We start from the raw sequence: 1,673 nt of genomic DNA, 5'->3' as shown, positions 1-1,673 counted from the left end.
CCCGGCACCCGGCACCCGGCACCCGGCACCGGGCTAGACCAACTCCTCTGCCACGGCCACCGCCTCCGCCAGCGAGTCCACCACCGGCACCCCCGCCCGCTCCAGTGAGGCCCGGCTGTGCGAGCCCCCGGTGTACAGCACCGCCTTCGCCCCCACGTGGGCCGCCGCCAGAGCGTCGTCGGCGGCGTCACCGATGACCACGACCCGCTCCGGAAGCACCCCTTCGAGCGCGGCGAGGTGCCGCACCATGTGCGCGGACTTCCCCTCCGTGGAGGCGTCGACGCGCCCGTCCATCCGCGTGAACCGTTCGGCGATCCCGTGCCGCCGCACCAGCGGTATCAGATGGGTGTGCGGCGCGAGCGACAGCAGGGACTGGGTGAACCCGGACGCCTGCCGCGCCGCGAGCAGCTCCGCCGCCCCCAGGGTCAGTCCGCAGTCCTCGGCCCGCGCCCAGTAGTGCCGGTGGAACGCGCCGTCCATGACGAGCCACTCGGCGTCGGTGGGCAGCCGCCCCATGAGCCGCTCGTAGAACTTCGGCACCGGCACCGTGTACAGGTCGCGGTACCGCTCCAGAGTGATCGCCTCGAGTCCCAGCTCGGCGAAGGCGGCGTTCGTCGCCCCTATGACCGCGCTGGTGTCGTCGAGCAGTGTGCCGTTCCAGTCCCAGACCAGATGCTTGCCGCGCAAGCTGTCGTGCTTCCCCATGGAAAGACGGTACCCGGCCACTCGGACACTCACGTTCCGGACGCCGGACCGGAACGGCCGGGCGGGCGTCAGCCCAGCAACGCGGGGATCTCCTGCACCCCGAACCACAGCAGTTCGTGGTCCTCGGCCCCGTCGACGACGAACCGCGCGTCGTCGTCGCCGCGGTCCGCCGCGCCGAGGGCCTCCGCCGCCGCCGTCACGTCGGCCGTGGCGTCGTCCGCGTCCGCGTGGACGGCCGCGGCCTTGGCGAGCCGGACGGGTCCGGCGATCCGGACCTCGCCGATGGAGTCGACGGTGAGCGGTCCCTCGGAGTCGGTGGCGGCGTCCTTGTCGGCGACGTCGACGGCGACCACGATCCGCCGCCGGGGGGCCTCGGGGTCACCGGCGAGCAGCCGCAGGGAGGCGGACGCGGCCCGGTTGAGCGCCGCGTACTCCAGCTCCTCGATGTCGTCGGAGACGTACCACTCGCGCAGGGCAGGGGTGACGGCGTAGGCGGTCAGCGGACCGGGGCCCAGTTCGCCCGCCTTGTGCGCCTGTGCGAGACCGGGGAGGGTCAGGGGGACGTACACGCGCATGGCTGGCCGCTTTCGTAGACGGAGAGGCCCTCAGGATACGTGCGGAGTCCCCCTTCGGGGTGGCCGGCCGACAGGGCCGTACGTCCATCCCGGACAAGCCCCCCGCGAGACCCCCGGGAGCCGATTTTCTCTCACGTCACCCGGATAGGTGATTCGACTTTCGCGCCGCCGGGCCGCCGCCGGCTCCTTGCGGCCCCGGCACGCCCGCCCGTACAAGATCCCCTACAGAAAGTTACTGACCGGTACCACTCGGTGACGCGACGACAGGGGCAGGCCCATGACCACCACCCTCACCACGACCGGCACCCCGCGCCCCCGCAGGGCGCCCGGCGGCCCGGCGGGCGCCCTGCGGGGGCGCGGGGTGCCGGTCGTGGTGAGGGTGGTGGTCATGGG

2 protein-coding genes are annotated in these 1,673 nt (G+C 73.3%); both read right to left on the bottom strand.

Annotation, left to right across the window (positions count from 1 at the left end; genetic code table 11):
- Positions 1-33 precede the first annotated feature (33 nt).
- Entirely contained in the window at positions 34-705 is a 672-nt protein-coding gene (locus EAO70_RS35830; RefSeq protein WP_148006971.1) for an HAD family hydrolase, read from the bottom strand.
- 68 nt (positions 706-773) lie between these two features.
- Positions 774-1,280: a DUF6912 family protein gene (locus EAO70_RS35825; protein WP_148006970.1), complete on the bottom strand. Its 507-nt coding sequence runs from the start codon at positions 1,278-1,280 to the stop codon at positions 774-776.
- Between the last annotated feature and the right edge of the window lie 393 nt (positions 1,281-1,673).

Source organism: Streptomyces sp. adm13(2018), assembly GCF_008042145.1.
Lineage (GTDB): Bacteria > Actinomycetota > Actinomycetes > Streptomycetales > Streptomycetaceae > Streptomyces.
The sequence above is the reverse complement of the archived record's forward strand: the minus strand, read 5'-3'. Positions and strand labels throughout refer to the sequence as shown.

What these genes read in the sequence shown, in the direction of transcription:
- EAO70_RS35830 (WP_148006971.1), bottom strand. Translation starts at nt 705, where the DNA reads ATGGGGAAGCACGACAGCTTGCGCGGCAAGCATCTGGTCTGGGACTGG.
- EAO70_RS35825 (WP_148006970.1), bottom strand. Translation starts at nt 1,280, where the DNA reads ATGCGCGTGTACGTCCCCCTGACCCTCCCCGGTCTCGCACAGGCGCAC.